The organism is Aquamicrobium terrae, from assembly GCF_052978165.1.
The window spans coordinates 727,258-751,585 of sequence record NZ_JBRKLZ010000002.1 but is presented as its reverse complement, the minus strand read 5'-3'; the positions used below and the strand labels follow the sequence as shown (position 1 = coordinate 751,585).

At 61.4% G+C, this 24,328-nt stretch carries 21 protein-coding genes; 13 read left to right on the top strand and 8 right to left on the bottom strand.

Annotation, left to right across the window (positions count from 1 at the left end):
• Positions 1-148: 148 nt before the first annotated feature.
• The gene (locus ACVCNR_RS20750; RefSeq protein ID WP_447076300.1) at positions 149-1,159 is read right to left on the bottom strand and encodes a LacI family DNA-binding transcriptional regulator; all 1,011 of its coding nucleotides are present in this window, start codon (positions 1,157-1,159) and stop codon (positions 149-151) included.
• Positions 1,160-1,309: 150 nt separating this feature from the next.
• On the opposite strand from ACVCNR_RS20750, the gene ACVCNR_RS20745 reads away from it, so the two are divergent.
• The 3 genes from ACVCNR_RS20745 to ACVCNR_RS20735 are packed head-to-tail and all read left to right on the top strand — an operon-like array spanning position 1,310 to position 4,766.
• Positions 1,310-2,665, top strand: a complete 1,356-nt coding sequence (locus tag ACVCNR_RS20745) for a uracil-xanthine permease family protein (protein ID WP_447076299.1) — start codon at positions 1,310-1,312, stop codon at positions 2,663-2,665.
• Positions 2,662-4,062, top strand: coding sequence for an amidohydrolase family protein (locus ACVCNR_RS20740; protein ID WP_447076298.1), 1,401 nt, complete (start codon positions 2,662-2,664; stop codon positions 4,060-4,062). Before ACVCNR_RS20745 ends, ACVCNR_RS20740 begins: the two co-directional genes overlap by 4 nt.
• Entirely contained in the window at positions 4,059-4,766 is a 708-nt protein-coding gene (locus ACVCNR_RS20735) for a sulfite exporter TauE/SafE family protein (RefSeq protein ID WP_354199427.1), read from the top strand. Before ACVCNR_RS20740 ends, ACVCNR_RS20735 begins: the two co-directional genes overlap by 4 nt.
• Positions 4,767-4,850: 84 nt before the next feature.
• On the opposite strand, the gene ACVCNR_RS20730 is transcribed toward ACVCNR_RS20735, so the two are convergent.
• A complete protein-coding gene (locus ACVCNR_RS20730) occupies positions 4,851-6,326 on the bottom strand; it encodes an amidohydrolase family protein (protein WP_447076297.1) in 1,476 nt (491 codons plus the stop codon).
• Positions 6,327-6,507: 181 nt separating this feature from the next.
• Here ACVCNR_RS20730 and ACVCNR_RS20725 point away from each other — a divergent pair, with 181 nt between their 5' ends.
• From ACVCNR_RS20725 to ACVCNR_RS20690, 8 genes are all read left to right on the top strand, one after another.
• Positions 6,508-8,088, top strand: a complete 1,581-nt coding sequence (locus ACVCNR_RS20725; RefSeq protein ID WP_354199431.1) for an ABC transporter substrate-binding protein — start codon at positions 6,508-6,510, stop codon at positions 8,086-8,088.
• 254 nt (positions 8,089-8,342) lie between these two features.
• Positions 8,343-9,905 carry an ABC transporter substrate-binding protein gene (locus tag ACVCNR_RS20720; RefSeq protein ID WP_447076296.1) on the top strand — a complete coding sequence of 521 codons (1,563 nt, stop codon included), beginning with the start codon at positions 8,343-8,345 and terminating at the stop codon, positions 9,903-9,905.
• Positions 9,906-9,966: 61 nt separating this feature from the next.
• The gene (locus tag ACVCNR_RS20715; RefSeq protein WP_354199435.1) at positions 9,967-10,935 is read left to right on the top strand and encodes an ABC transporter permease; all 969 of its coding nucleotides are present in this window, start codon (positions 9,967-9,969) and stop codon (positions 10,933-10,935) included.
• A 22-nt stretch (positions 10,936-10,957) separates the two neighbouring features.
• Positions 10,958-11,917, top strand: coding sequence for an ABC transporter permease (locus ACVCNR_RS20710; protein ID WP_447076295.1), 960 nt, complete (start codon positions 10,958-10,960; stop codon positions 11,915-11,917).
• Between the two features lie 4 nt (positions 11,918-11,921).
• The gene (locus tag ACVCNR_RS20705) at positions 11,922-13,115 is read left to right on the top strand and encodes an amidohydrolase family protein (protein ID WP_447076294.1); all 1,194 of its coding nucleotides are present in this window, start codon (positions 11,922-11,924) and stop codon (positions 13,113-13,115) included.
• Complete coding sequence (locus ACVCNR_RS20700; protein WP_447076293.1) at positions 13,115-14,608, top strand: amidohydrolase family protein; 1,494 nt, start codon at positions 13,115-13,117, stop codon at positions 14,606-14,608. Before ACVCNR_RS20705 ends, ACVCNR_RS20700 begins: the two co-directional genes overlap by 1 nt.
• Entirely contained in the window at positions 14,601-15,584 is a 984-nt protein-coding gene (locus tag ACVCNR_RS20695; RefSeq protein WP_354199443.1) for an ABC transporter ATP-binding protein, read from the top strand. The genes ACVCNR_RS20700 and ACVCNR_RS20695 overlap by 8 nt, the downstream gene beginning before the upstream one ends.
• Entirely contained in the window at positions 15,581-16,570 is a 990-nt protein-coding gene (locus tag ACVCNR_RS20690; RefSeq protein ID WP_354199445.1) for an ABC transporter ATP-binding protein, read from the top strand. Before ACVCNR_RS20695 ends, ACVCNR_RS20690 begins: the two co-directional genes overlap by 4 nt.
• A gap of 41 nt (positions 16,571-16,611) precedes the next feature.
• On the opposite strand, the gene ACVCNR_RS20685 is transcribed toward ACVCNR_RS20690, so the two are convergent.
• Entirely contained in the window at positions 16,612-17,289 is a 678-nt protein-coding gene (locus ACVCNR_RS20685) for a GntR family transcriptional regulator (protein WP_354199447.1), read from the bottom strand.
• A gap of 133 nt (positions 17,290-17,422) precedes the next feature.
• On the opposite strand from ACVCNR_RS20685, the gene ACVCNR_RS20680 reads away from it, so the two are divergent.
• Positions 17,423-18,049, top strand: coding sequence for a flavin reductase family protein (locus ACVCNR_RS20680; protein WP_447076292.1), 627 nt, complete (start codon positions 17,423-17,425; stop codon positions 18,047-18,049).
• A gap of 30 nt (positions 18,050-18,079) precedes the next feature.
• Positions 18,080-18,802: an aspartate/glutamate racemase family protein gene (locus ACVCNR_RS20675; protein ID WP_354199451.1), complete on the top strand. Its 723-nt coding sequence runs from the start codon at positions 18,080-18,082 to the stop codon at positions 18,800-18,802.
• Between the two features lie 105 nt (positions 18,803-18,907).
• On the opposite strand, the gene ACVCNR_RS20670 is transcribed toward ACVCNR_RS20675, so the two are convergent.
• The 5 genes from ACVCNR_RS20670 to ACVCNR_RS20650 form a co-directional block, all read right to left on the bottom strand.
• Complete coding sequence (locus ACVCNR_RS20670) at positions 18,908-19,096, bottom strand: hypothetical protein (RefSeq protein ID WP_447076291.1); 189 nt, start codon at positions 19,094-19,096, stop codon at positions 18,908-18,910.
• A 2-nt stretch (positions 19,097-19,098) separates the two neighbouring features.
• A complete protein-coding gene (locus ACVCNR_RS20665; protein ID WP_354199454.1) occupies positions 19,099-20,520 on the bottom strand; it encodes a TRAP transporter large permease in 1,422 nt (473 codons plus the stop codon).
• Positions 20,517-21,179, bottom strand: a complete 663-nt coding sequence (locus tag ACVCNR_RS20660) for a TRAP transporter small permease subunit (RefSeq protein WP_354199456.1) — start codon at positions 21,177-21,179, stop codon at positions 20,517-20,519. Before ACVCNR_RS20660 ends, ACVCNR_RS20665 begins: the two co-directional genes overlap by 4 nt.
• An 81-nt stretch (positions 21,180-21,260) precedes the next feature.
• Positions 21,261-22,385 carry a TRAP transporter substrate-binding protein gene (locus ACVCNR_RS20655; RefSeq protein ID WP_354199458.1) on the bottom strand — a complete coding sequence of 375 codons (1,125 nt, stop codon included), beginning with the start codon at positions 22,383-22,385 and terminating at the stop codon, positions 21,261-21,263.
• Between the two features lie 389 nt (positions 22,386-22,774).
• Positions 22,775-24,229: a sensor domain-containing diguanylate cyclase gene (locus tag ACVCNR_RS20650; protein ID WP_447076290.1), complete on the bottom strand. Its 1,455-nt coding sequence runs from the start codon at positions 24,227-24,229 to the stop codon at positions 22,775-22,777.
• Positions 24,230-24,328 lie beyond the last annotated feature (99 nt).

Genomic DNA, 24,328 nt, shown 5'->3' with positions numbered 1-24,328 from the left:
TGATGTTCACCATTTGGCATTAACCTGCCCTGTTGAGGCGATCACCATCAGCATTGCAGCCGATCTGGCACAGACCGATGGCTTGCTTATGCGGGCCTTCTTAGGCCGAGGGTCAATTCGCGCTAATCGTCATTGTGATGAGTCGCGCTCAGTCTGTTTCCAGCGACATCACCGAGGAGGGGCGCAGCACCAGGCTTGGGGGTGAAATAACGGCTGGTTCGGCGCTGGTCTGCCCCAGGCGGGCCAGGAGCAGGTCGACCGCTGCAGCCGCCACATGGTCCAGATGGAGATCGACCGCGGTGAGGGGAGGCGTGGCCAGCTTGGCGCGCATGCCGTCATAACGGGTGGCGAGCCGAAGGTCTTCGGGGACCCTGCGCCCCATGGTGCGCGCCGCACTCAAGACGCCGGTCGCAAAGGCGTCGACCGGCACGCATAGGGCCGAAATGGTGGGCTCTGCCCGCAGCAGGCGTTCGGCTGCCTCGGCCGCGGCCTGTTCGCCGCCCCGTTCATCGACGCGGATGGCAAGGGGTGAGGAGCCGGCTTGCGCCATGCGCTCCGCATAGGCGGCTTCCATCTCGATATAGGAATTGCGCCTTTGCAGACCTGTGATCAGGCCGACGCGGCCGCCACCTGAAAACAGGTGGTCGAGCAGAAGATGCGCCGTCGCTCCGCTCTGCAAATCCACGAAGGGAAGGTCGTCTCGCCCGGGCGCGCGTCCGATGCAGACGACATTCACACCGCGATCAGAAAAGAAATCCAGCACCGGATCGTCGCGTTCCGGCTCGACGACGATGGTGCCATCCACTTCGAGCGCCTCGAGGCTGTCGCGCGGCCCGAGCGGCGGCACGAGGCAAAGGGAAATGCCACGCGAAAAGGCAGTGACGGCGGCGGCGGCCGCGATCTCCATCAAGAAACCCAGCCGCGAAGGGCCGGCAGCCACGGCGAAAGGCATGGATGAGACGAGGGCGATCGACCCTGCCCGGCCGGTTCGCAAACGCTGAGCCCGGTGATTGGGGCGGTAGCCGATCTCGTGGGCGAGCGCCTCGATGCGCTTGCGTGTTTCCGGTTCGACATAGCGCCGGCCGCTGAACGCGTGCGATACGGTGGTAACGGATACGCCTGCCGCCTTGGCAAGGTCGGCGATTGTCGGTTTCCCCATGATGCCTCCAGCGAAATTTGTCCTAGCACGCCGTTGGCAGCTACGCAAAACGATTTGCACGAGGCAAAAACTGTGCTACGGAATCTGCTATGCAAAACGATTTGCATACACGGCTTGAGGAGGCCGGGAGGAGGAAACATGCATAATAAAATGAATGGAGTTGTCGATCCGGCCGACGAAAGACTGCCATTACGCAGCCTTGTGCTGTTCGGCCTGCAACATGTGCTGGTGATGGCGGCGTCGCCCATCACTGCCGTCTTTCTCGTGAGCAAGGCGCTTGGCTTTTCCGATGCCGTGACGGTTTCGCTCATCAGCGCCACTTTCTTCGTCTGCGGCGTAGGCTCCATGTTGCAGAGTTTCGGGCCGAAGGGTTTTGGTGCGCGCTTGCCTTTCATCATGGTGCCCGGCGGGGCGCCGATCGCCATTTTCCTGGCGATCGCGCAGCAGACAGACGTTCAGACGGCTGTGGGCGCCGTCATTATGACGGCACTGTTTTATTTTATCGCGCTGCCGGTGTTTCGCCGGCTCCTGCGCTATTTCCCGCCCATCGTCGTGGGAACGATGCTGCTGCTGGTCTCGGTCAACCTAGTGCGCATCTACGGCGTGACGATCACTGGCAAGCCCGGAACCGAAGGCTTTGCCGCGCCGGTTGAGGTCGGGCTGGCCCTGCTCACCATCGTTCTCACCATTGTCGCTGCGCGCGTCTTTTCCGGCACGCTCAGACGCCTTGCTGTCATGCTGGGCCTCGTGGCGGGCTCGCTCGTGGCGCTTGCCCTCGGCCATATGGATTTGTCCGGCGTGCTTGCCGGTCCGGTTATTGCCGTTCCGCAGCTTTTCCCCTTCGGCATGCCGAAATTCGATGTCATCGCCGCCATTCCGCTCATCGTGTTCTCGATCATTTCCATGGCGGAAGCGACCGGTCAGACCATCGCGACGGCCGAAATCGCCGGCCGCCGCGGCGATGCGCATGCGATCGTCCCGGCGACCATTCGTGGTGATGCGCTGATGTCGCTGGTCGGCGGCCTGTTCGGCACCTCCCTGATCATCACCAGCGGCGAGAATGTTGGCATCGTGCGGGCGACCAACGTCAAGTCGCGCTACGTGACGGCGATGGCCGGCGCCATCCTGGTGCTGATCGCCCTGGTCGCGCCGATCGGACGGATGGCGACGGCCTTGCCGGAACCCGTCGTCGGCGGTACGGCGGTCATTGTCTTCTCCATCATCGGCGTCATCGGCATTGATCTTCTGCGCCGTGTCGACCTGCGCGAGCACGGGCCGATGTTCACCCTGGCTGCGGCCCTGTCGATCGGGCTTCTCCCGATCCTGGTGCCCGGCGTCTACAGCCAGTTCCCGCAATGGGTCCAGATGATCCTCGGCAACGGGCTTGCCGCCGGCACCATCACAGCCGTCATCGTCAATGCCTTCTTTTCCCATAACGGTGTCGACAAGCATCGCGCAGAGGCGGTGCCCTCCCTGCGATCCACCGCCCAAGGAGCAAACGAGTGAGCGCAATCCGCGAGAAACTGTCCGGAGCCGGTGACCTTCTCCTGCGCCCCGGCCGTGTCCTGCTGCCGGAAGGCCCCCGCACCGGCATGGCGGTCGTCGTGCGTGCCGGAATGTTCCACCGGGTCGACACGGCGGAAGCCGTGGTCCGGGATCATCCGGAGCTTGCGCCGGTCGATCTGCCCGACCATCTGCTGATGCCCGGCTTTGTCGACACCCACACGCACCTGACCCAATCGCTCGGCAAGTCGCTGGTCTTCGGGGAGCCGTCGGAGATCTTCCGGCGGATCTGGGTGCCGCTGGAGGGCAGCCTGGACGAGCGTATGGTCTATCTCTCGGCAAAGCTCGCGGCGCTGGAATGCCTGCGCGGCGGCTTCACCGCCGCCGTCGACGCCGGCACCCGTTCGGAAGGCCATATCGGCGCGCTGGTGCGGGCTGCAAAGGAGGTCGGGCTTCGCAGCGTCGTCGGTTTCATTTGCAACGATCTTGGCGGAACCGCGCAGATCCCGGAACCGGATGTCATCCTGCGCCAGGCCGAGGACCACCTGTCGGCCTACCGGCATGACCCGCTGATCCACCCGTCGTTGGCGATCTCCATTCCGGAGGCGGCGAGCAACGGGATGCTGAAGGCGGTCTCCGACATGGCGGCGGCAAACGGCGTGGTCTTCCAGACCCATGTCAACGAACATCTCGTCGCCGTCGAGCGCTCGCTCGTGGCGCGGGGGCGCCGGCCGATCGAGCATCTGGCACATCTCGGGGCGCTCGGCCCCCAGGTCCTGCTGGCGCATTCGACGCTCATCACGCCGCACGAACTCAATCTGCTGCGGGAGACCGATACCGCCATCGCCTACAATCCGGTGGCCAGCCTGTGGAAGGGCAACGCGGTCGCCCCGGCGCTCCAGATGGCGGCGCTCGGCATCCGCTTCGGGCTCGGCACGGACGGAACGCGCGCCGACGGCTTCCGGCTGATGGATGCCGGCGAAGGCTTGCAGCGTGCCGGCTTCGGCCTTGCCACGGGGGACTCGTCCTGCGGCGGCGGCTGGCTCTGGCTCGACCGGGCGACGACAGGCGCCGCGCATGCCGCGGGCCTGTCCGGTGTGACCGGCTCGATCGCCGAGGGCCTTGCCGCCGATTTCCTGCTCGTCGATCTCGATCGGCCGGAGTTCACGCCCTCGCACGATCTGATGTGGGAACTCGTCCGCTACGGCAACCGCGACCAGATCGACGCCGTCTTCACGGCCGGGCAGCTTCGGCTTTGGCAAGGCTGGCCTGTTGATTGGGATGCGCGGGCCTTGTTGGCGGAGGTGCGCGGCGATACGGCCGCGGCCATCGCCAAGGCGCCGATCCAGCGCATCCACCCGGTTTCGCAAGCCCATCGCGGTCTCGGACACTATCAATGAGCTTGAGCCTTATCGCCATCCTGGCGGCCGTGACCTTCGTCTCCGCCTTCATCCAGGGCACGCTTGGCATCGGCTTCGCGCTGATCGTCGCGCCGGTTGTCGGCATGCTGAAGCCTGACCTGCTGCCGGTCACCCTGCTTCTCCTGATGCTGCCGCTCAACCTGCATGTCGCGGCGCGCGAGCGCGAGCATGTCGACTGGTCGGGCGCGACATGGATCACGATCGGCCGCTTCGCGGGAACATTCGCCGGTCTCTGGCTGCTGGCCGCCCTATCGCTCGACCAGCTCGATCTTGCTGTCGGCGCCTTCACCGTAATCGCTGCCGGGGCTGCCCTGGTCGCCCCGCCTTTTTCGCCCAACAAGCCGAGCGCGCTGGGTGTGGGCCTGTTCACGGGCGTCACCGAGACCGCCACCGGCATCGGTGGCCCGCCGCTCGCCTTGCTCTACCAGCACGCCGGGGCACCGGTCTTGCGGGCAACAGTGGCGCTCTGCTTTTTCGTCGGCGAGGTCATGTCGCTGATCGTCCTGGCCATTTCCGGGCGCATCGGCTCCGAGCAGCTTCTGGCCGCGCTCTACCTGACACCGCCGGTCCTGCTTGGAAGCGCCGTCTCCCGGTTGGCACACCATCGCATCGGCGGACGCGGGCTCCGGCTTGGCGTCCTGACCTTCGCCATTGCCAGCGGATTGTTTCTCATCGTTCGATGAACCCAGAAACCGATCTCCGGGAGACGCAATCGGCGGCGTGGCGGCGACCACGAAGGTCGCGCCGGGACCGCATTTTTCGGCGTGTCAGACCTGTGGCGGGAAGGGCGGGGCCACAGGCTCAGTGAACGTACGTTGCAATTGCCCCCAGCCTGGTTCGTGCATGTGCGCCTGCAGGCCGGCTCGCTCCATGAGGGCTTTTGCTTCCGCCTCGCCGAATGCCAGGGCTTCATGCATGTCGGCGGTCAGGACAATGCCGTCTTCCATGAGGATTTTTCCATTGACGAAAACCGTATCCACATCGCTGCCGAGAACCTGATGAACCAGCCGGTGAACCGGCATCCAGTTGGGCGTCAGATGCGGCTTGCGCATGTCGATAACGACGATGTCGGCCTTCTTGCCGATTTCGAGGGAGCCGATCTCGTCATCCATGCCGATGGCCTTGGCCGCATCGATGGTTATCATTTCGAAGATCTTGCCGGGCGGCAGGATGTAGCGGTCATGATTGTGCAGGATATGCTGGGTGGATTGTGCTGAGCGTGCGATCTGGAACATGTCGAAATGCCGGCTTGGTGCCGCCCCGTCCGAAGTGATCGCGACCGGTACGCCGCGCGCCATCATCTCCATGATCGGAGTTGAACGCCCGGGCGGCGCATGGGTGACGTGGGTGCCCGTTTCGGCCAGTATGTCTATCTCTTCATGCGAAATGCCCCAGCAATGCTGCAAATGCACATCGGAGCCCAGCAGCGCATTCTCCTTGTCCTGCCAAGCCATGCGGATCTGGCCGGCGAAGGCATCGGAATGGATGCGTACCCCCCATTTGCGCGCGGTTTCACGAATTCGCCGCGCCTGCATCCGGTCGTTTTCGGTCAGCTTGACCGCCCAGTCGGGCGTCGAAGCGTTGGAAGGTTCAACAGAAGGTACGATGGTGAACGGCGTTAGGAAGACCTTGATGCGGCCTTCCGAAGTGCCGTTCAGCGTCTCTATGACGGATTCCGCACCTTCGATCATCTCCTCGAACGAAACGGCATGCCTTTCGGGCTTGCCGCTTTCCCAGCGTGTTACGCTCTGCGGCCAGGGCAGGCCGGCAGGGCCTACACAGATGATTTCGCGCAAGCCCAGTTCCGAATAGGCGCGTGCGTGGTTGATCGCGAAGGCCGGATCGTCGCTGCGTGGCATGGATGTGATGATGCTGGCCGACGTCGTCACGCCTGCGCACAGCCTTTCCAGACCCGATACAAGGCCGTCCGCATACCAGTAGTCACGGGTGACGTAATGGTAGTACATTGGGGTGACGATGTGCATCCATAGCGCATTGGTATCGGCGGCGACGCTGCGGATGAGCGAATGTCCGGCATGGCCGTGGGCATCGATGAGGCCCGGGATGATCATCTTGCCGCGGCAGTCGAGCACCCTCTTTCCGGGATGGCGCGCGACCAGTCGATCCGATGATCCGATATCGACAATCCTGGTGCCGGATATCGCCAGCGCCCCGTCACCGATGATGCGGCGTTGGCCGTCGACCGTTACGATCGTGCCATGCAGCAGAAGATAGCCATCCATCCTGTTCTCCTCTTCCCCAACTTCCATCTGGCGTGGCAGAGCTTTGGCTGCCTCCCTGCTTGTCGATGTTTGTAACGATAATTGCCAACAATTTCGTTGACAATAAAATTTATGGCCTCGATACTTCGATCCATCCGCCCCATCAGTGAACCAGGATTGTTATCGATATGAGGGAGAGGGCATGTCGCGCTTGAACAGGTTTGTTGCTTCCATGCTGACGGCGGCGGCCATCGCGTTGCCAGCGATCGCAACGCGGGCCGATGCGGCCACGCTGAGGTGGGGCAGTCGCGCGGATATCTATTCGCTCGATCCGGATTCGGTTCCCTCCACGTCCAATCTGGCTTTCCTCAATCACATCTACGAGGGCTTGATCCGTTACGGGCCCAATTTCGAGATCGAGCCGGCGCTGGCGACCGAGTGGAAGCTGGTCGACAACAAATATTGGCGCTTCACGTTGCGTAAGGGCGTAAAGTTTCACGATGGGGCGGACTTCAACGCAGACGATGTGGTCGCATCGATGAATCGCGTTTCCGACCCGACTTCGCCGTTGCGCGGCAACATTCCGCTCTATGTCGGCGTCAAGAAGATCGACGACTATACGGTCGATGTCGAAGTCTCGGCCCCTACGGCGCTGTTTCTCAACGACATGACCAACATCTTCATGTTCGACGCTCAGTGGCTGAAGGACAACGACGCTGAGAAGCCGACCGATATCGCGTCCAATACGGAAAACTACGCCACGCACAACACGAACGGCACCGGTCCGTTCAAGCTGGAAAGCCGCGTTCCGGATTCAAAGACCGTTCTGCTGGTCAACGACCAGTGGTGGGATGAGAAGAAACACAATCTGGAGCGTATAGAGTACATCCCGATTTCTTCGGCAGCGACACGCGTGGCCGCACTTCTTTCCAACGAGATCGACCTGGTGGATTCCGCTCCGGTTCAGGATCTGCCGCGTCTGGAGTCGTCTCAGGGCATCAAGGTGAGCAAGCGCACAGAACTGCGCACCGTCTTCATCGGATTCAACGGCAAGGAGAAGCTTGAGGACGGTCGTCCAAACCCGTTCCTGGACGTCCGGGTGCGACAGGCAGTGGAGGCATCCATCGACCGCGACCTCATCAACCAGAAGGTGATGCGAGGTCTGGCGCGGCCATCGGGCTCGCTCATTGCACCGGAAATCTCCGGTTATGCGGCGGCGCTCGATACCTACCAGCCGGTAGATGCGCAACGTGCCCAGAAGCTTCTCGAGGAAGCTGGCCAGACGGGGCTCGCCTTCACCTATCTATGCATGAACGACGAGAGCATCAACGAGGAAGATTTCTGCTCGGGCATCGCAAACATGCTCAAGCGCAGCGGTTTCCAGCCAACAATCGACATGGGACCGCGTGCCGTGCAGCAGCCGAAGCGCACCAACGGCAAGGCCGATATGTTCAATCTGAGCTGGGCAAACGAGCCGACGCTCGATGCCTATTCGCTGCTGTCGCAGGTTCTCTCGACGCGCAGCGGTTCGACCGGTGTCTCCAATTATGGCGGCTGGTCCTATCCCGAGCTTGACGAACTGGTAAAGAAGGCTGCCCAGGAGCCGGATAACGCCAAGCGCCTCGCCCTGGAGGAGCAGGCCCTCAAGATCGCCAAGGACAAGGCGATCCTGATCCCGCTTCACCAGCAGCCGATTGCCTGGGCGATGCTGGACAAGATTGAAAGCGTCGACTTCCGTGCCGATAACAAGCCGCGCCATTGGCACACGCAAATGGCTGAGTAGGCCGCGCCCTTCGCATCTCCGACAAGGAGCGCCTTGCCCCGGTAAGGCGCTCTTTTGTTATGCGGCACGACATGAAACTGGTTTTTCAGCCAGCCCCTTTTTGGACAGGGGCATGTTGTCAACATAGGAGACAATCAAATGGCATAAGATTGTCAACAATCTAGTTGACAACTTTTTGTTGGCTGCCATACTGACTGCATAAAGAAGCAGACCTCCGCAAAGGAGGCGCAGGTTTCCAGAAGCGGAGCAAATCGATGTTGAAGAAGCTGGGCCTCGCGGCCACGATACTGGCGGGGCTTACCCTGTCGAGCCACGCAGAAACGCTGAAATGGGGGGCGGCCCGCGATATTTATTCGCTCGATCCCTACTCATACGGTGACAGCTATACGCTGGCCTTTCTCAACCATGTCTACGAAGGCCTGGTGCGATACGATGCCGAGTTGAAGATCGAGCCGGCGCTGGCGGAATCCTGGGAGAACATCTCTGAAACCGTCTGGCGCTTTCATCTGCGCAAGGGCGTCAAGTTCCACGATGGCGCGGATTTCACCGCCGACGACGTGCTGGCTTCGCTGAAGCGGGTAAGCGACCCGGTTTCGCCGCTCCGCGGCAACCTGCCGGCCTACAAATCTTCGAGCAAGGTCGATGACCATACGATCGACATAGAGCTGAGCGGGCCTTATCCGCTGCTTCTCAACGACCTCACGAACATCCACATTTTTGATGCCGGATGGCTGAAGGACAACAATTCCGAAAAGCCGACCGATGTGGGCGCGAAGATTGAGGGCTACGCAACCTACAACACCAACGGCACCGGCCCGTTCAAACTGGAAAGTCGCTTGCCGGATTCCAAGACCGTTCTGGTGAAGAGCGCTGACTGGTGGGACAAGTCTTCGAATTCCAACATAGATCGCATCGAGTTCACGCCGATCACCTCGGCGGCGACGCGCGTGGCGGCGCTTCTTTCCGGTGAGATCAACTTTACCGAAAGCGCGCCATCCCAGGATCTGCCGCGCTTGCAGGCGCAGCCCGATCTCAAAGTGATGGAACGCACCGATTTGCGCACGATCATGGTCGGTTTCAACCGCAAGCCCAAGCTGGCCAATGGCGCGGACAACAAGTTCAATGATCTGCGCGTGCGTCAGGCTTTCGCCCATGCGCTCGATCGTGACCTGATCCAGAAGCGCGTCATGCGTGGCAAGTCGCGCACGGCAGGGGCCATCGTCGCGCCCGAAATCCCGGGCTATGTGGCGGAGCTGGACACCACGCTGCCTTATGATCCGGATCTGTCGAAGAAGCTCCTGGCGGAGGCTGGCGCTGCCGATCTGCCGTTCACGCTGGTCTGTACGACCGACGCCTATGTGAATGAGGAAGAATTGTGCCAAGGGCTTGTAAACATGCTGAGCCGCGCCGGCTTCAAGCCACAGCTCGACATCGCGCCGACCGCCGCGCAGGCGCCCAAGCGCACCGGCGGCCTGGCCGATGTCTATCTCATCGGCTGGGCGACGGAGCCTATGCTGGACAGCTATTCGATCCTTCTTCAGATGATCCAGACCAAGTCTGCAAACGCCGGCGTCTTCAACTGGGGCGGCTGGAGCTACCCAGAAATTGACAAGCTGATCGTGCAGGCTTCAACCGAAATGGATCGCCCCAAGCGTCTGGCGCTTCAGACCGAGGCCCTGCATAAGGTGAAGGAGGAGATCATCATGCTGCCCTTGCATCAACAGCCCATGGCATGGGTCATGTCGGGCAACATCGCTCACATCGTGCAACTGCCGGACAACAAGCCGCGTCATTGGCTGACGCAGTTCGCCGACTGATCCAATCACGGAGCTCCGGGGGCAAGGAGACTTACCAAGCCCCCGTTACCCGAGGACTTCCATGCTGGTTTTCATCATCAAGCGTATGGCGAACGCCGTCATGGTCATGCTGGCCGTTGCCTTGCTCGCCTTTCTGATCTTCCGGCTGGCCGGCGATCCCGTCGAAATGATGGCCAATGAACAGATGACGCAGGAGGATCGCGACAATCTGCGCGAGCGGCTTGGCCTGAACGACGGCTTGTTGACGCAATATACGCGGTTCGTGGTCAATGCGGCGCAGGGCAATTTCGGTATTTCCTACCGCAACGGTCAGGACGTGCTTGCCCTCATCGGAGAGCGTTTTCCCGCGACGCTGGAGCTTGTTCTGGTCGCAACCGTCATTTCATTGCTGTTCGGCATGCCGCTTGGCGTGCTGACAGCGATCAAGCGCGGAAAATGGTATACGGAAAGCCTACAGTTTCTTTCCATTGTCGGCGTGTCCCTGCCGAGCTTCGTTGTCGGCATTCTGCTCATTCTGGTCTTTTCCGTGTCATTGGGCTGGTTCCCGGCCTTCGGGCGGGGTGATGTCGTCCAGTTCGGCTGGTGGTCGACGGGCCTGCTCACCCCTTCGGGCCGCGCGGCGATCCTGCTTCCGGCTATCGCGCTCTCTCTCTATCAGGTCACGCTGGTGATGCGCCTTGTGCGCGCTGAAATGCTGGAAGTGCTGCGCTCGGACTATGTGAAGTTTGCCCGCGCCCGCGGCATTCCACGCTGGCGCATCTATTTCCGCCATGCGCTGCGCAATTGCCTGATGCCGGTCGTGACCATGACCGCCATGAACGTCGGTTCATTGATCGCCTTCGCGCTCATCACTGAAACCGTGTTCCAGTGGCCGGGCATGGGCATGCTGTTCATACAAGCCGTCACCTTCCTCGATATTCCGGTGATGGCGGCCTACCTGTGCATTATTTCCTTCATCTTCGTTGTGCTCAACACGCTGGTGGACATTGCCTATGCGGTAATCGATCCCCGCTTGCGCACTGCACGTTGAAACGAACGGCGAGTCCATTTCCATGAGCAGCCAAGTTTCCCGCACCCCAGCCGCCACCCGGCCTTCGCGCCCCCCACTCCTGCAGCGTATTCGCAATAGCGACCTATGGTGGTCATTCACGCACAGCAAGACGGCAATGGCCAGCGCTGTGCTGCTTGCAATCCTGATCCTGACCGCGCTGCTGGCACCGTTGATTGCACCGCAGAATCCCTATGACGGCGCGGCGCTCGATATGTGGAAGGCGGAGCTGCCGCCGGTCTGGGAAGAGACCGGGGAATGGCCCTATCTCCTCGGCACCGACACGCAAGGGCGTGACATGCTGTCGGCCATCCTCTACGGAACGCGCATCTCCATCGTCATCGGTATCGCCTCGGTGGCCCTGTCGCTGCTGATCGGCATGAGCGCCGGCCTGATATCCGGTTATTTCGGCGGGTTCCTCGACAACCTGCTGATGCGCATCGGTGACATAACCCTGTCGATCCCCACCATTCTTGTCGCCATTCTGGTTTCGACGGTTGTACGCCAGATGCTGCCGGTCAGCCTGCGCGAGGTCGGCGCGTCGGCCGTGCTCATTCTGGCCATCGCGCTCTCTGCCTGGGTTCAGTATGCCCGCACGGTTCGCGCGCAAGCCATTGTGGAAACCGGCAAGGACTATGTGTCGGCTGCGCGGCTGATCGGTGTCACGGCCCGCCGCATCATGGCCCGGCATATCCTGCCCAATACGTTGACCCCGATCATGGTGGCGGCGACGCTCAATTTCGGCATGGCGATCCTCACCGAGGCGACCTTGTCGTTCCTCGGCATCGGCATGCCGCCCAGCCAGCCTTCACTCGGCACGCTGATCCGTATCGGCAACCAGTTCCTGTTCTCCGGTTCCTGGTGGATCGTGCTCTTTCCCGTTGTCCAGCTCTGCCTGCTGGTGGTGGCGGTGAACATGCTCGGCGACTGGCTGCGCGATGCTCTCAACCCGAAACTGAGGTAGTTCCATGCACGATCTGTTGCTCCGCAATGTCCGGCCCATGGCGGGCAAAGTCTGCGACGTCCTGATCAAGGACGGCAAGATCGCCGGTTTCGGGCGGTTTGAAGCAGACCCGGGCATGGCGGTGGAAGATGGCGGCTATGCCATCGTCGTTCCCGGACTGATCGATGCGCATACTCACCTGGACAAGACGACATGGGGCATGCCCTGGCATGTCAACAACCGCGCCGCGATCCTGCGCGAGCGTATCGATTTCGAACGCGAGCATCGCCTCGAGATCGGCATCGATCCACATCGCCAGTCGATGCGCCACGCCATCGGCCTGGTTGCCCATGGCAGCACGCATATCCGCAGCCATGTCGACATCGATCCGACCCACGGCCTTTCGCTGGTCGAGGGTGTGTGGGAGACACGCGAGAAACTGAAGGGCATCATCGATATCGAGATTGTCGCCTTTCCGCAGTCGGGCGTGATGGTCATGCCCGGTATGGTGGAACTGCTCGACGAGGCGTTGCGGCAGGGCTGCGAAGTGCTCGGCGGCATCGACCCCTGCGGCATCGACCGCGATCCGAAGGGCCAACTCGACATCCTGTTCGCGCTCGCCATGAAACACGGCGTGCCGATCGACATTCACCTGCATGAGACGGGTGACCTCGGCGCGTTTACGATGGAGCTGATCTTTGAGCGCATCCGTGCCAATGGGATGGAGGGCCGGGTCGCGATCAGCCACGCCTTCGCGCTGGGCATGAACGATTACCTGCGCGTCGGCCAACTGATCGAGCAGATCGCACTTCTCGATGTTGCAATCCTCACCACCGGTGCGCCTTCGGCCACGGTGCCGTCGATCAAGCGGCTGAAGGAGGCCGGCGTTCGCATCGGCGGCGGCTGCGACGGCATTCGCGACACATGGGGCCCCTGGGGGCAACCCGACATGCTGGATCGCGCCAAGGTCATCGGCATGAAGAACGGCGTGCGCTCGGACCAGGATCTGGAACATGTGCTGCGTATCGTCTCGCAGGGCGGGGCAGATGTGATGCGGCTGAAGAATTACGGCCTGGATGTCGGCTGCAACGCCGATTTGACCCTGCTGACCGGCGAGACGCTGGCCCATGCGGTGGTCGATGTCGCGCCACGCCCGCTGGTCGTGAAAGGCGGCCAGGTCACGGCCCGTCAGGGCGTTGCCGTGATGGGGATGCCGTGATGACGCAGGGTTTCGACGGTCTCGTGCCCGGCCGCAGGCCTGAAGGACGTACGCTGATTACGGCAAGCTGGGTGGTCGGCCACAAGGATGGCGGTCACCGGCTTCTGAAGAAGGGCGAGGTCGTCTTTGAAAATGGCGAGGTTCTGTTCGTCGGGCATGGTTTCCCCGGAGAGGTGGATCGTCGCATCGATTTCGGCAATGCGCTGATCAGTCCGGGCCTGATTGATCTCGATGCGCTGTCCGACCTCGACACGACGATCCTCGGCATCGACAACCATCCCGGCTGGGCCAAGGGTCGTGTCTGGCCGCGGTCCTACGTCGAGGCCGGCCCATACGAAATGTACACGCAAGCGGAGCTGGCTTTTCAGAAGCGCTTCGCTTTCGGTCAGCTTCTGTTGAACGGCATCACCACCGCCGCGCCGATCGCCTCGCTGTTCTACCGCGAATGGGGTGAGACGGTCGCCGAGTTCGATGCCGCAGCAGAGGCTGCGGGCGACCTCGGCCTGCGCGTCTATCTCAGCCCCGCCTACCGCTCCGGCGGCATGGTGCTGGAGGAGCCGGGCCGGATGGTGCCGGTCTTCGACGAGGAACGCGGCTTTCAGGGCCTGAAGAATGCTATTGCCTATATCGAACGCCAGAACGGACGCCATGGCGATCTGGTGCGCGGCATGCTGGCGCCCGATCGGGTGGAAACCTCGACGCTGGCGCTGTTGCAGCGTACCGACGCGGCCGCACGCGATCTCGGCTGCAAGTTCCGCCTGCATATGGCACAGGGCGCGATGGAGGTCGATACGGTGCGCGCGCTGCATGGATCGACCGCGCCGGTCTGGCTGGCGAAGCACGGGCTTCTCTCCGACCGCCTCATCGCACCGCATGCCACCAACGCCACTGACGAAGACCTCGGCCTCTATGCTGAGAACGGCGTTTCCATCGTGCATTGCCCACTGGTGTCCGGCCGTGGCGGCTCGATCCTGCGTTCCTTCTCCACCTGCCGCGCGCGCGGCATCAACATCGCCATGGGCACCGACACCACGCCCCCCGACATGCTGATGAACCTCCTGACTGGTCTCATCACGGGCCGGGTCGCCGATGCCGCCCCGGACGGTCTGCGATGCGCCGATCTGTTCGACGCGGCGACCGTCGGCGGTGCGAAGGCGCTGGGCCGTGCCGATCTCGGCCATCTGTCGCCGGGTGCCCGGGCCGATATCGCCGTCTTCAGCCTCGACGATACGGCGATGGCCCCTTCCATCGACCCGATCACCACCATTGTAACCGGCGGTTCGGGCAAGATCACCCGCGCCGTCTTTGTGGATGGACGCCTCTCCATGTTCGACCGCAAGCTTGCTGGTTTCGACATGGACGAGGCCCGCCGTCAGGCGCAGGCGCAATATGACGGGCTGGTCGCGAAATACCCCGAGCGTAGCTTCAACCATCCTCCGGTCGCCGAGATCTTTCCGCCCAGCTATCCGGTAGAAGGAGGCGTCAATGGGTAATTTGCAGGAACCCGTCGTCGAGGTCCGGGACCTTCGTGTGGACTTCCCCGGTCGCCACGGCACGGTCACGGCTTTGTCGGATGTGAGCCTGTCGATCCGGCCGGGCGAGATTCTTGGCGTCGTGGGCGAATCCGGTGCCGGCAAATCCATGACCGGGCTGGCCATTCAAGGGCTGCTCGAAGCGCCGGGCCATATCGCCGGCGGCGAGATTTGGCTCGGTAAGCGCCGTATCGATACACTTGACGACCGTGCCATGGAGCAAATTCGCGGCCGTGAGATTGGGGCGATATTTCAGGACCCACTCACATCGCTCAATCCACTGTTCACCGTGGGTGCGCAGTTGACCGAAACCATCCGGCAGCATCTGCGACTGGGCAAGACGGAGGCGCGTGCGCGCGCTGTGCAGTTGCTGCGCGATGTCGGCATTCCCTCGCCGGAAGAGCGGGTCAACCAATATCCGCACCAGTTCTCCGGCGGCATGCGCCAGCGCGTCGTAATCGCACTTGCGCTTGCGGCTTCACCAAAACTGGTCATCGCCGATGAGCCAACCACGGCGCTCGACGTTTCCATCCAGGCGCAGATCATCTCGCTCCTGCGCAAGCTGTGCAAGGAGAAGCAGACCGCCGTCATGCTCGTCACCCATGATATGGGCGTTATCGCGGAGGCGGCGGACCGTATCGCGGTCATGTATGCCGGCCGGCTGATCGAGATCGGACCTGTCGAGCAAGTGCTGCATCAGCCGCGCCATCCCTATACGCAGGGGCTGATGGCCTCGATTCCGTCGCTCGGCGCCCGTGTCGAAAAGCTCCACCAGATCGACGGTTCCATGCCGCGACTGGATGCCATCCCTGACGGATGCGCCTTCAACCCGCGCTGCAAGATGGCCGGCCCGCGCTGCCGGCGTGAACGGCCGGAACTCATTATCGTTGGCGACAGCACGAGTGCCTGCTGGCTGAACGCAGGAGGGACTGCATGATGAACCCGTCGCGAAAGACAGCGGCCCTGACTGTCTCCGGGCTGGTCAAGACCTTCGATGTTTCGGCCCCCTGGCTGAACCGGGTGGTGGAGCGCAAGCCAAGGCAATACCTGCAGGCCGTGAACGATATCAGCTTTACGGTGCCCGCTGGCGGCTGTCTCAGCATCGTCGGCGAAAGCGGTTGCGGAAAATCCACCGTTGCGCGTCTTGTCACCGGTCTGCACAGGCCGACAAGCGGCGAAATGCGGTTCGCTCCGGGAAAGAAGGGCGTGTCGCTGACGGCGCAGATGATCTTTCAGGATCCTTATGCCTCGCTCAATCCCCGCTGGCGGGTGAAGAACATCATTGCAGAACCGCTGCGGGAACTGAAATTGCGCAAGACCGTGGCCGAGGTGACGGACCGCGTGGAGGAGCTACTGCGGACCGTGGGACTTTCGCCGTCAGATGGCCAGAAGTTCCCGCATGAGTTCTCGGGCGGCCAGCGGCAACGCATCTCGATCGCCCGCGCTTTGGCGAGCGAGCCCGAATTTCTCGTCTGCGACGAGCCGACGTCCGCTCTCGACGTGTCGGTGCAAGCACAGGTGCTGAACCTGATGCGCCGTCTGCAGGACGAACTGGGCTTGACCTATCTCTTCATTAGCCACGACATGAGCGTGGTGCGCCATATGTCGGACCGCATCGCAGTGATGTATCTGGGGCGCATCGTCGAGGAAGGGGATACGGAGGAGCTGTTCGCGCGGCCGCGCCACCCCTATACGCAGCTTCTGCTGCAGACGATCCCGAACATCGAGGCGCCGAACCGTAACCGGGAACCGGCAGTCGGGGAAGTGCCCAGCCCGCTTAAACCGCCATCCGGCTGCACTTTTCATCCACGCTGCCCCTTCGCCCTGGCTCGCTGTTCGGCGGAAGCGCCGGAAATGCAGGCCTTGCCCAATGGCACACGCGTCGCCTGCCATCTGGTCGGGGAGGGAACGGATGCGAATTGATTGAACCCGATGCCGGAAGCCGATAACCGGCCTTCCCGCATTCATGCCAAGGCGGCGCGCAGATCGTGTGAAAGATCGCGTATTTCGCTCAGATCCAGTTCGGATTCAACATGCTCCAGATGATGCGCCATGAGATGTGCTGCCTTCGCGGCCTGTTTCGCCGAGATCGCCTCGACAATGTCGGCGTGCTCGTCCGGACCGCAATTGAACCGCGTGGTGTTGCGGTAAACCGCCGTGATCAGCGAGCTGCGTGCGATGAGGTCGCGCATGGTTGCGAACAGGAAATCGGAGCCCGTCAGTTCGGCCAGCAGAAGATGGAAGCCGCCGGAAAGCTTGATGATGTCCTTGGTGCTGTCCTCGGCATTGGCGATCCGTTCGCGCGCGACGTGGTCGTGGAGCCGCTTGAGGTCGGCCTTCGACACAGAGGCGCAAAGCCGCTCCACGGTGCATCTTTCGACGGCGTGGCGCACGAAGAACACATCGCGTGCTTCCTCGACGGAAGGCTTGCAGACGAAAGCACCGCGATTCGGGATGATCGTAACCAGTCCGTCCCGCTCCAGAGCGGCAAGAGCCTGGCGGATGCGGGCCCGGCTGACACCGAATATCGTGGCCATCTGCTCCTCCTTGAGCTGCACGCCGGGACGCAGCCGCCGTTCCGCGATGGATAGCCACACTTTCTCGACAATCTGTTCAACCGGGACTGCTGGTTGTTCGCTCATGCTCTGTTCTCCTTGCACGATAGCCAAGTGCGATACGCACGAAAATGTCAACTCTGGCGATTTATTCTGGTTGCAAGATTGTCGACAATATAGAAAATTATTGTAGATTATAAAATCGACATTTGAGGCCGTCATGGAATTCGATTTTGAAGTGCTTGAGCCGCAGGACCGCTACCGGCTGCTGACGAATTTCATCGGGCCGCGTCCGATAGCCCTTGTCACGACCCGGTCGGCGACTGGGCGCAGCAACGCCGCGCCCATGAGCTTCTTCAATGTTTTTTCCCACGATCCCGCCATCGTCGTGCTTGGCATCCAGCCGCGTTTCAATGGCGAGCAAAAGGACACGATGGTCAATGTCCGCCGGACCGGCGAATTCGCCATCACCATGGTGGACATGGCGTTATCGCAGCAGATGCTGGTCTGCGGGCTCGGCTTCGACAGCGAGGTCGATGAACTGGAAATGGCCGGATTGAAGTCCGCCTCGTGTTGCAAGATCGACGTCGCCTATCCATCGGAAGCGCCTTGCACGTTCGAATGCCGGGTGGAGCGTCTGATCGACTATCCCCGCCGCACGCTGGTTCTGGGTGAGGTGGTGCACATGCATGTGCGTCGTGACTGCCTCGATACGAACGGACGCTATGTCAACGCCGAGCACTATCAGCCTATCGCCCGGCTTCATGCCGACAACTACATCGCCTCAGATCGGCAGTTCGTTTTGAAGGCCCCACCAATCGCCGAAGTCGTTCAGGCGCGGAAATAGGCGTCCACGACAGGCATTCGGGAATTCATCATGCATATTCATCTCATCAATCCGAATTCGACCCCTTCGATGACCGCGCAGGCACTTGAAAGCGCGCTGTCGGTGAAACATGCCGACACCCGGCTTTCGGCCTCCAACCCCACCGATACGCCGGTCAGCATCGAGGGCGGTGCCGATGAGGCCATGGCGGTTCCCGGCATGCTGGCAGAAATCAGGAAGCGGGAAGGGCAGGGTGTAGACGCCTATATTATCGCTTGCTTCGACGATCCGGGCTTGCATGCCGCGCGCGAGGTCGCCCGGGGGCCGGTCATCGGTATCTGTCAGGCCGCGGTACAGGTGGCGATGACAATCAGCCGTCGTTTTTCCATCGTCACCACTTTGCCGCGCTCAGTCCCGATCATCGAAGATCTGGTAAGCGATTACGGCGCGGAGCGCCATTGCCGGAAGGTGCGGGCCATCAATCTGCCGGTACTCGGTCTCGAGGAAGACCCGGTGGAGGCCGAACGGCTGCTGAGACAGGAAATCGAACTCGCCAAACAGGAGGACCGCGCTGAGGCTATCATCCTCGGCTGCGCCGGCATGTCCCTGCTATGTACACGTCTGAACAAGGCGACGGGTATTCCGGTGATCGACGGCGTAACTGCGGCAATCAAGGTGGCGGAGGCGCTGGTCGGCGCGGGATATGCGACATCCAAGGTAAACACCTACGATTATCCGCGCATCAAGGTTGGTGGCTGCAAGGTCGTCGTATAGTGTTACGCACCGGTGGTGGCTGAGCACGGCATCGGCCATTCAAAAATTCATCGTTGAGCCGTGGGGCTCTCGCCCACTTGCAGCGAAGGAACCTCGCGACCAACATCAACCAGGTCGTGAAGGCGGGGGCCGGCGTTTTCGGAAGAGCTGGTCCCATATGTCGTAGGCGGCCAGCCCGAGCCCGATCAGCAGCACGATCGTCAGGTCGGCGCGCGGCACGAAGCGCACCAATATGCCGCAGAACACGGCCAGCGCGACAAAGGCGCAGATGGCGAAGAGCCTGCTTCTCGACATCGCTATCCTCCGTAAACAGCGTTCGGCAGCCAGAACACGATGCCGGGAAACACATACATGATGACCATGCACAGGATGACGATGGCCATATAGGGCATCATGCCGAGGAAGATATCGGTCAACTTCACATACGGCGGAGAAATTCCCTTCAGATAATAGGCGGACATCGCCATTGGCGGTGACAGGAAGGCCGTCTGCAGATTGACCGCCACCAGGATGCCGAAAAACAGCGGGTCAATGCCGAAATGCGGCAGCAGCGGCATGAAGATCGGAATGAAGATGACGATGATCTCCGTCCATTCCAGCGGCCAGCCGAGGATGAAGATGATGATCTGGGCCATGATCAGGAACATCAGCGGCGACATGTCGAGCCCGGTGACGAAATCGCTGATGAGCTGCTGCCCGCCCAGATAGGCAAAGACGGAGGCGAAGGTCGCCGAGCCGACGAACAGCCAGCACACCATCGCCGATGTCCGTGCCGTGAGATAGACCGATTCCTTCAGGCGTTGCCAGGTCAGCGCACGGTAGGCCAGCGCAAGGAGGAGCCCGCCGAGCGCGCCGATGGCTGCTGCCTCTGATGGCGTGGCGAAGCCGAACAGGATGGCACCCAGCACCGCAAGGATGAGGAAGGCGAGCGGCACGAAGGAGGTGATCATCATCCAGGTGATCTGCAGCGTGGAATAGTCGCCGACATCCTCCTTGGTCGGGCGCGGCGCAAGGCGCGGCTGCAGGACGGCGCGGCTCACCACATAGACGAAGTAGAGGCCGGCCAGCAGCAGCCCGGGCAGGAGGGCGGCCGCATACATGCGCACCACCGATATGCCGGAAGTGGCCGCATAGACGATCAAAAGGATGGAGGGTGGGATCAGGATGCCCAACGTGCCGCCCGCGCAGATCACGCCGGTCGCATAGCGGACATCGTATTTTGCCTTTAGCATGGCCGGCAGGGCCAGAAGGCCCATCAGCGTGACCACCGCGCCGACGATGCCGGTGGCGGTGGCGAACAGCGTACAGGTCACGAGAGCCGCCACTGCCATGGATCCCGGCAGCCTGCGCGTGGCGATGTAGAGGGTCGAGAACAGCCTGTCGACGATGTTGGAGCGCTCCACGATGTAGCCCATGAACAGGAATAGCGGGATAGCGGTGAGCACATCGTTCTGGATGACCGAATAGGTCTGGTTGACGAACAGGTCGAAGATACGGTTGTTGAAGAAACCGCCGATCCAGCTTTCCAGTTGCGTGTAGGTGTCGGCACCGGATTCGACGGCGCGGTTGTAGGCGCGCCACATGCGGCCGATATCGTAATAGGCGTAGTATCCGAAGCCGACGCCCAGCGCCATCAGCGTGAAGGCGACCGGAAAGCCGAGGAAGATGGCGAGTATCAGGATAAGCAGCATCCCGACAGCGATATGTGCGTCCGTCATCGGCTGTCTCCATCCCGTTTTTCATCTGGCCGTCCCTCATGCGGCTGGACCAGGCCCGGCGGCAAATCGATAGCCTCCGAGCCGGATTTCAGCACATCGAGGCTCTTTGTCTCCAGGAGCACCTTGTCCAGTTCCTCGACATCTTCGGCCGCCTTTACCCACTCTCCGGTGCGGATGCAGACGATGCAGCGGAAGACCTGCGCGACGCCCTGCAGGAAAAGCAGGATGCCGGCCGCGACGATGACCGTCTTGAACTGGAAGATCGGCACGCCGGCCGGGCTGTTGGAGCTGACCTCCATGTAGCGCCAGCTCCGTTCGGCATATTTCCAGCCCGAGAAGATGAGCGCCGTCACCCCGGGGAAGAAGAAGATCAGATAGAGCACCAGCTCCAGCCACGCCTGGGTGCGCGGCTTCCACAGCCGGTAGATGAAGTCACCCCGCACATGCCCGTCGCGCGAAAGGGTGTAGGCGCCCGCCATCATGAACAGCGTGCCGTAGAGCATGTAGCTGAGGTCGAAGGCCCAGGAGGTCGGGGCGCGGAAGAAATAGCGCACCACCACCTCATAGCTCACGCCGAGCGTCATGATCATTACGCCCCACGCGAACACCTTGCCGAACCACGCCGACAGATCGTCGGCGAAAGAAATGTAGCGGAGCATCCGGAAATTCCTTGCGGTCGGGAAAGCGTTCCGGCGCCGGGACGCGGCGGCGGAACGCCTGAGCGGTGTCGATACCTGCCCCTAGAGCTTCAGCTTTCCGGGGAAGTAATGCTCATAGGCGAGCGCCAGATCGGCCGAGTTCATCAGCTCGTAGAACACCACGCGCTCCACCCATTCGCGCTGGCTGTCCAGCACGCGCTTCATGAACGGATCGGCCTCGAGCGTGGGGATGATCTTGTCCCATGCCTCGAGCTGAGCCGCCAGAATCTCCTCCGAGGTGCGATGGACCGTGACCCCGTGGTCGTTCTGGAGCTTGGCCAGGTCGCTCGAATAGTGATCCATTGCGAGCGCGGTGTTGGCCGTGCTGGCTGCCTCCACACTGTATTCGAGGATCGCCTGCAGGTCTTCCGGCAGGTCGTCGAACACGTCCTTGTTGAACAGGAACTCGAAGGACTCGCTCGCCTGATGGTAGGAGGACAGGATGTAGTTCTTGGCCACGTCCTGCGAGCCGAAGCGAATGTCCGACGAGGGGTTGTTGAACTCGAAAGCGTCGATGACGCCGCGCTCCATCGCCGGCACGATCTCGCCGCCCGGAAGCTGGGCGACGCTCATGCCCATGTGCTGCATGAGATCGGCCGCGAGGCCGACGGTCCGGTATTTCAGGCCGTTTATATCGCCAACTGTCCCCACCGGGTTCTTGAACCAGCCGAAGGGCTGGGCCGGCATCGGGAAGCCGTAGAAGCCATAGAGGTTGAGCCCCATGATCTCCTGGGTAAGCTCGCGGTAGAGATCCTTGCCGCCGCCCTGGTGGAACCAGGCCAGCATGGTGGTGGCGCTGCCGCCGAAAACCGGTCCCGTGCCGAACAGCGAGGCCGCCTTGTGCTTTCCATACCAGTAGACGGGAACCGTGTGGGCTGCGTCGATCACCCCGTCATTGACGGCATCGAGGACCTGGAATGCGCCGACCACGGCACCGGCGGGGAGCAGCTCGAACTTGATGCGGCCGCCGGACATCTTCTCGACGCGTTCGATATATTGCCGGGCGAAGTCCATCCAGATGTCGGATGCCGGCCACGATGTCTGCATTTTTATGGTCACTGGCGCCTGAGCCAGAACAGCCGGAGCTGCCAAGGCACTGGCGGCTGTGGCGCCCACCAGCGTGGATGCGCCCAGTAGTTCACGACGTGAAATCGCTTTCTTGGCCATAGTATTTCCTCCCAATATTATCGTATAGTTCACCTCTTGCATTTTATTATAAGCTCTGCCGGACACTCAAATAAAACTGTCGTGTCAAACGGCTTGCACAGCCATGCGGATGTGCAGCAAAGCCTTATTTTTAGACATCCTGTTCAAGGATCAACTAGTTCCGCTTGGCTGTCAATAAACAGTGCGGTGGAAAATGCCTGCAACTGAAAGGGCTTGGAACGAGAAGCCTGCTTCCGTGCCGCCGAGAGCCGCTTGCGGGATCGACCTCGGGGCGTGCTGAAAGTGATGCGCATCCGCCCAAACAGATGGTCGAACAATCGGATCGGGCAGGACTATCGGCGCATCAGGCGGCGGTGAAGCCTGACTTGCTCGGCAGAGGCAATCGATATTCAGAGTTTAGCCGTGCTCCCGGCGGTGTAGTGTTCCCGCTTGCGCTCGTACATCAGAATATCCGCCCGCTTGGCGACGGATTCGAGCTTTTCGCCCGGAAGGCTGGTGGCCGAGCCTATGGAAAGCTCCAGCTTCAGTTGCGAATAATACTGGTTGTTGATTTCCACCAGCCGCTGAATTTCCTCGACCATGTTTTCGGCGCCGCGCTCGTCCACATAAGGCAGGACCACCGCGAACTCGTCGCCGCCGATGCGCGCGGCATGGCCTGGTTGCTCCACCGCCTCGTTGAGCACTTCGCCGATGCGTCGCAGCAATCCGTCGCCGGTGGCATGTCCCCACTGATCGTTGGCCGCCTTGAGGCCGTTGAGGTCGATGATGATGATCGATACCGGTGTGTCGCCCTTGCGCTCCAGTCGGTTGAGTTCATCGACATAGTAGGCGCGGTTGTGGAGCTTGGTCAGCACATCGTGCTTGCCGAGATATTCCAGATAGGCCTCGGCCTTCTTGCGCGCGGTGATGTCCGTCAGCGCGACCTGCACCAGCGACCAGTCGTTTTCATGGCCCGGCAGAACCGAGAATTGCAGAAGCACATGGCGTTCGGATCCATCAAGCGCGTAATTCACCACTTCGCGGCGCTGGAAAAGAACACCGTTCCAAAGGTCGACAAGCTGCTCGCGGAAGCTCGCTGCCATCTCTTCCTTGAAGATGTGCGGCAGGTTCTGCAGCAGGGTCTTCTTGTCCGGCGCGAGGAAAAGGGCCAGCGTTTCGTTGTTGATGTCGAGCACACGAATTTCGCTGAGGCACTGTCGGACGAATTCCGGGTGCACATCGGTGAAAACGCGAAAATCGAGGATGCCGCGCTGGCGCACGTCGTCCATCAACTGCTTTATCCGGCTGAAATCCTCCACCCATAGCGAGACGGGCGAATGCTCGAAAAGACCTTCGGCATATTGCTTGTGGCGATCCTGTTCACGTCGCGCGTCCTCACGCGCGGTCACATCTTCGATGGAGAGTAGAACCCGATCCCAGCTATCCTCGTGGCCGGGAAGAATCCGGCCCTTGAGCTGGATATCGATCCGCCTGCCGTTGAGCGAATAGTTTATCGTATCGCTATAGAATGTCAGGGACCCGTTCCAGAGCTGGACCATTTCATCGATATGCGGCTCCTGCATGTCGTCGCGGAAAATGCGTTCCAGATTGGCGACCAGGTGATTGACGTCATCGGCCTCGAACAATGAAAGCGTCCTGTGATTGACCTTCAGAACGCGGATCTGGCTTGTGCAGAGACGAAGACGGCTGGTGTCTTCCATCAGGAAGGCTTTCAGGTCCGAAATCCCCTGCGCGCGCCAGGCATCGAACTGTTCGCGCAAGCCGCTATAGTCCTCGAGCCATAGGGAAATCGGCGCCAGTTCGAATATGTTGGCGCTGTCGCTCAAGGCAGTCTCGATATCCATAGGGTCTCCGCTCTTACTCTGTGCTGCCGACCGCGCCGCGATAGGGAAGGTCGCAGCACCTTATATTGCGAGACATTGAGAGAAGATAGCAGCCTTATA

Excerpts from the sequence above, each read along its gene's own strand:
- ACVCNR_RS20750 (WP_447076300.1), bottom strand. The coding sequence starts at position 1,159 with ATGGGGAAACCGACAATCGCCGACCTTGCCAAGGCGGCAGGCGTATCC.
- ACVCNR_RS20745 (WP_447076299.1), top strand. The coding sequence starts at position 1,310 with ATGAATGGAGTTGTCGATCCGGCCGACGAAAGACTGCCATTACGCAGC.
- ACVCNR_RS20735 (WP_354199427.1), top strand. The coding sequence starts at position 4,059 with ATGAGCTTGAGCCTTATCGCCATCCTGGCGGCCGTGACCTTCGTCTCC.
- ACVCNR_RS20730 (WP_447076297.1), bottom strand. The coding sequence starts at position 6,326 with ATGGATGGCTATCTTCTGCTGCATGGCACGATCGTAACGGTCGACGGC.
- ACVCNR_RS20725 (WP_354199431.1), top strand. The coding sequence starts at position 6,508 with ATGTCGCGCTTGAACAGGTTTGTTGCTTCCATGCTGACGGCGGCGGCC.
- ACVCNR_RS20720 (WP_447076296.1), top strand. The coding sequence starts at position 8,343 with ATGTTGAAGAAGCTGGGCCTCGCGGCCACGATACTGGCGGGGCTTACC.
- ACVCNR_RS20715 (WP_354199435.1), top strand. The coding sequence starts at position 9,967 with ATGCTGGTTTTCATCATCAAGCGTATGGCGAACGCCGTCATGGTCATG.
- ACVCNR_RS20710 (WP_447076295.1), top strand. The coding sequence starts at position 10,958 with ATGAGCAGCCAAGTTTCCCGCACCCCAGCCGCCACCCGGCCTTCGCGC.
- ACVCNR_RS20705 (WP_447076294.1), top strand. The coding sequence starts at position 11,922 with ATGCACGATCTGTTGCTCCGCAATGTCCGGCCCATGGCGGGCAAAGTC.
- ACVCNR_RS20700 (WP_447076293.1), top strand. The coding sequence starts at position 13,115 with ATGACGCAGGGTTTCGACGGTCTCGTGCCCGGCCGCAGGCCTGAAGGA.
- ACVCNR_RS20695 (WP_354199443.1), top strand. The coding sequence starts at position 14,601 with ATGGGTAATTTGCAGGAACCCGTCGTCGAGGTCCGGGACCTTCGTGTG.
- ACVCNR_RS20690 (WP_354199445.1), top strand. The coding sequence starts at position 15,581 with ATGATGAACCCGTCGCGAAAGACAGCGGCCCTGACTGTCTCCGGGCTG.
- ACVCNR_RS20685 (WP_354199447.1), bottom strand. The coding sequence starts at position 17,289 with ATGAGCGAACAACCAGCAGTCCCGGTTGAACAGATTGTCGAGAAAGTG.
- ACVCNR_RS20680 (WP_447076292.1), top strand. The coding sequence starts at position 17,423 with ATGGAATTCGATTTTGAAGTGCTTGAGCCGCAGGACCGCTACCGGCTG.
- ACVCNR_RS20675 (WP_354199451.1), top strand. The coding sequence starts at position 18,080 with ATGCATATTCATCTCATCAATCCGAATTCGACCCCTTCGATGACCGCG.
- ACVCNR_RS20670 (WP_447076291.1), bottom strand. The coding sequence starts at position 19,096 with ATGTCGAGAAGCAGGCTCTTCGCCATCTGCGCCTTTGTCGCGCTGGCC.
- ACVCNR_RS20665 (WP_354199454.1), bottom strand. The coding sequence starts at position 20,520 with ATGACGGACGCACATATCGCTGTCGGGATGCTGCTTATCCTGATACTC.
- ACVCNR_RS20660 (WP_354199456.1), bottom strand. The coding sequence starts at position 21,179 with ATGCTCCGCTACATTTCTTTCGCCGACGATCTGTCGGCGTGGTTCGGC.
- ACVCNR_RS20655 (WP_354199458.1), bottom strand. The coding sequence starts at position 22,385 with ATGGCCAAGAAAGCGATTTCACGTCGTGAACTACTGGGCGCATCCACG.
- ACVCNR_RS20650 (WP_447076290.1), bottom strand. The coding sequence starts at position 24,229 with ATGGATATCGAGACTGCCTTGAGCGACAGCGCCAACATATTCGAACTG.